General features: G+C 75.2%; 5 protein-coding genes. 2 read left to right on the top strand and 3 right to left on the bottom strand.

The annotated features are described in order from the left end of the window. Nucleotides 1–176 precede the first annotated feature (176 nt). A complete protein-coding gene (locus J0670_RS32385; protein ID WP_207815625.1) occupies nucleotides 177–956 on the bottom strand; it encodes an NRDE family protein in 780 nt (259 codons plus the stop codon). 173 nt (nucleotides 957–1,129) lie between these two features. On the opposite strand from J0670_RS32385, the gene J0670_RS32380 reads away from it, so the two are divergent. Both J0670_RS32380 and J0670_RS32375 read left to right on the top strand, forming a co-directional pair. Further along, on the top strand, nucleotides 1,130–1,621 hold the full coding sequence (locus J0670_RS32380; protein WP_207815623.1) for a carboxymuconolactone decarboxylase family protein: 492 nt from the start codon (nucleotides 1,130–1,132) through the stop codon (nucleotides 1,619–1,621). Further along, the gene (locus J0670_RS32375; protein ID WP_307806794.1) at nucleotides 1,618–2,442 is read left to right on the top strand and encodes an isocitrate lyase/phosphoenolpyruvate mutase family protein; all 825 of its coding nucleotides are present in this window, start codon (nucleotides 1,618–1,620) and stop codon (nucleotides 2,440–2,442) included. Before J0670_RS32380 ends, J0670_RS32375 begins: the two co-directional genes overlap by 4 nt. A 68-nt stretch (nucleotides 2,443–2,510) precedes the next feature. Here the strand turns inward: J0670_RS32375 and J0670_RS32370 are convergent, their stop codons facing one another. Together J0670_RS32370 and J0670_RS32365 are read right to left on the bottom strand one after the other, a co-directional pair. Beyond that, complete coding sequence (locus tag J0670_RS32370; protein WP_207815621.1) at nucleotides 2,511–2,777, bottom strand: hypothetical protein; 267 nt, start codon at nucleotides 2,775–2,777, stop codon at nucleotides 2,511–2,513. 42 nt (nucleotides 2,778–2,819) lie between these two features. Continuing rightward, the coding region (locus tag J0670_RS32365; RefSeq protein ID WP_207815619.1) for a cytochrome P450 at nucleotides 2,820–3,981 on the bottom strand (1,162 nt) is incomplete at its 5' end.

Here is a 3,981-nt window from a genome sequence, read left to right as displayed (position 1 = left end):
GACCAGTGGCAGGGCGACGGCCAGCACGGCGGGCAGCAGCACGGACGGGCGGCGCCGGCGGCACGGGCGGTGCTGGTGGCGTTGGTGGTCCATCGGGGCCTCCTCCGGAGTCGACGGAAGCCCACGATGCCGCCTCCCGCAGCGTCAGGTTCAAGTCCGCTGCGGGAGCGCCGGGTTCACAGCGCCACCCGCCGCCAGCCCGACCCGTCGACCGGCAGCGGGGCGGTGGCGAAGTCGTAGCGCAGCGCCTCGGGCCCGAAGGCCAGCAGGGAGATCGAGGAGGAGCCCCAGATCCGACCGTCGCCGAAGTCCCGCCGCTGGATCAGCGCCGCGTCCTCGTCCAGCGCCAGCCCGTCGCCGGTGACGATCGGCAGCCACGCGCCCCAGGCCCGCGCGGCCGGGTCGTCGCCGGTCGGCTCGGGCCGGGGCGTGGCGGCGAAGCGGGCCCGGAAGTGCTCGGCGCGGGCGGCCATCAGCGCCCGGATCCGTTCCGAGGCGGTGCGGTTGGCGGCCGTCCCCTCCAGTCCGTCGTTGATCACCACGCTGAGGCCGGCGGGCAGTTCGCGCTGCTCCAGGGTCCCGCCGCCCCAACTGGTGACCGTGGCGCCGTCCGGGCGGACCAGGACGAGGTGGAAGGGGTCGTACGGGGTGAGGTCGAGGTGCCCGATCCCGCCCTCCCGGACGGCGGTGAGCGGCAGTTGGCCGCGGCTGAGCCGGGCGTCGGCGGGGGCGAGCGGGCCGAAGCCGTTCAGCAGGCAGGCGGCGGTGCGCCGGTCGGGGTCGACGGCCAGCCAGGTGCCGCCGGCCGCGAGGTCCAACCCGCCGAGCAGCCGGGGGCGGTCCGGCCAGTGGTGCTCGGGCGGCAGCCAGCGGCGCCCCAGGTACTCGTCCCGGACGGACAGCAGCAGCACCGGCACCGGCGCCTGCGGTTCGATGCTGACGAATGCCGTGCACACGACCCTGTTCCCCCTGGTCCCACTGTCGGCGTAGGTTCTCCCAGCGATCCTCGCACGCCCGTTCGTGCCCCGGAAGTGCGCCGTTCACCCCTGCGAGCGCCCCGTAAGTGGCCCAAGGAAACAGGTGCCGAACGCACCAGGGCGGCAGGCCACCGCGCTCCTAGGCTGGCGGTATGACGACGAACGAGACGAACGAGACCACGAAGGGGGCCCCGGTGCCGGCCCCCGAGCAGCGCCTGCACATGGACAAGCTCGCCCCCGCCTTCTACCAGGCGATGATCGCCGTGGACCGGGCCTCCCGGCAGGGCCTGGACCCGGTGATCGCCGAGCTGGTCAAGGTGCGCGCCTCGATGATCAACGGCTGCGCCTTCTGCATCGACATGCACAGCGCCGACGCCCGCAAGCACGGCGAGCAGGACCACCGCATGCTCTCCCTCCCGGCCTGGCGGGACACGCCCTGGTTCACCGCCCGTGAGCGGGCCGCCCTCGCGCTCACCGAGTCCGTGACCCTGCTGACCGAGGGCCACGTGCCGGACGCCGTGTACGCGGAGGCCGCCGCGCTGTTCGACGAGGCCGAGCTGGCCCAGCTGATCGCGCTGATCGTCACCATCAACGCCTGGAACCGGATCAGCGTGTCCACCCGCATGAGCCCGGCCGCGAAGTGAGCGGCGCCGACGTGACCGCCCAGCGGGAGAAGGCCCGGCGGCTCCGGGAACTGCACCGCCCGGGCGAGCCGGTGGTGCTGGCCAACGTGTGGGACGCGGCGAGCGCCCGGCTGGTGGCCGGCGCGGGGGCGCGCGCGGTGGCGACGGCCAGCGCGAGCGTCTCCTGGTCGCTCGGCAGCCCGGACGGCGGCGGCGCCGACCGGGAGCAGGTGCTGGCCCGGACCGCCGAGGTCGTCCGGGCGGTCGACCTGCCGGTCACCGCGGACCTGGAGAGCGGCTACGCGGACACCGCCGCCGGGGTCGGCGAGACCGTCACCGGGCTGCTCGCCACCGGCGCGGTCGGGGTGAACCTGGAGGACGCCGAGTACGACCCGCAGGAGGCCGCCGAGCGGATCGCGGCCGCCCGGGCGGCGGCCGACGCGGTGGGCGTGCCGCTGTTCGTCAACGGGCGCACCGACGTGTTCCTGCACGGCCTGGGCGAGCCGGAGGGCCGGCTGGACGAGGCGGTCCGCCGGCTGCGGCTCTACGTCGAGGCGGGGGCGGACGGCGTGTTCGTCCCCGGCGTCGCCGACCCGGAGACCATCGCCGCCCTGGTCGCCGCCGTCCCCGCCCCGCTGAACGTGCTGGCCGCCCCCGGCTTCCCGTCGGTCGCCGAACTGGCGAAGCTCGGGGTGGCCCGGATCACCCTCGGCCCGGGCCTGGCCAAGGTGGCGTACGCGGCGGTCCGCCGGGCGGCCGAGGAGGTGTACGCGAGCGGCACGTACACCTCCCTGGAGGGCGGGCTGACCTACCCGGAGCTCAACGGGCTGTTCACGGGCTGAGCACCGGGAGCGGGGCCGACCGACCGTACGGGGGACGGTCGGTCGGCCCGCTCAGCGGATCGAGCCGCTCAGCCGAGGTTCCCGATCTGCCCGCTCAGCCCCGGGTGGGACATCTGGTTGGTGCCGACGGCCTCGACCTCCCGGGCGACGCGGCCGACCACCGGGAGCTTGCCCGCGGCGTGCAGGGCGAGGTCGCCGGGGGAGAGGTTGAGACCGTCGGTGAGGCCGCCGGTGACGTCCGGCGAGCTGGCGGTCTGGGCGGTGGCGGACGCCGCCGGGGCGGCGAGGGCGAGGCCCGCCATGGTGAGGGCGGCCAGGGTGGCGAGTTTCTTCATGCCCTGCCGAACGACCGGGCCGCCCTCAGGTAACCGGGTCGTTCAGACTGTCACCCACAGCGTCCGCACCGCGTTGCTGATGAACGAGGCGATCGGCTCGTTCACCCGCCCCTTCGCGAGGGCCAGTCCGGGGAAGCGGGCGAACAGGTGCCGCAGCGCCGTCTCCGCCTCCAGCCGGGCCAGCCCCGAGCCGAGGCAGAAGTGCGGGCCGTGGCCGAGCGACAGGTGCCGGGCCGGCTGCCGGGTGAGGTCGAAGCGGTCGGCGTCCGGGTAGTGCCCGGAGTCCCGCCCGGCCGCCGCGTACGAGGCGAGCAGCGCCTCGCCGCGCCGGATCACCACGTCGCCGACCTCGATGTCCTCGATCGCGTAGCGCAGCGGGAACTGGCCGACCGGAGAGTCGTAGCGCAGCGTCTCCTCCACCACCGCCGACCACGGCTGCGCGCCCCCCAGCACCAGCCGCAGCTGGTCGGGGTGGGCGAGCAGGGCCCGGACGGCGTTGGTGATCAGGTTGAGCGTGGTCTCGTGCCCGGCGACCAGCATCAGCAGCAGGGTGCCGACGAGTTCGGCCTCGCTGAGCCGGTCGTCGGCCTCCCGGGCGGTTATCAGGGCGGTGGTCAGGTCGTCGCCGGGCTCGGCCCGCTTGGCCGCCACCACCGAGGCCAGCAGGGCGTTGAGGCCCCGCTGCGCGGCGACGGCCGCCTCGGGGGTGGCCGCGCTGGAGACCAGGGTGTCGGAGAGCTCGTGCAGTTCGTGCTGCTGCTCCACCGCCAGGCCGAGCAGTTCGCCGATCACCTGCATCGGCAGCGGGTAGGCGAAGTGCTCGCGCAGGTCGAACTCGCCCTCCAGCTCGGCGACCTCGTCCAGCAGCGCGATGGTCCGGGCCTCGATCGCGGGCGCCAGCGCGGCGATCCGGCGCGGGGTGAAGGCCTGGCTGACCAGCCCGCGCAGCCGCCGGTGGTCCTCGCCGTCGGCGGTGACCATGCCGGGCACGGTGACGAAGTTGAGCAGCGGCCAGCCGGCCGGCAGCCGTCCCTCCCGGTAGGTGGTCCACAGCCCGGCGTCCTTGCCGACCCGGGGGTCGGCCAGCAGGGACTGGAGGGTGTCGTGGTGGGTTACCGCCCAGACCACCACCCCGCCAGGGAGCTCCACCAGGACCGCGGGGCCGGCGGCCCGGAGTCGGGCGTTCTCGCCGTGCTGGTCGCGG

This window comes from Streptomyces sp. FH025 (assembly GCF_017427025.1).
GTDB lineage: Bacteria > Actinomycetota > Actinomycetes > Streptomycetales > Streptomycetaceae > Kitasatospora.
Note: the sequence above shows the minus strand (reverse complement) of the source record. Positions and strands in the feature narration are given on the sequence as shown.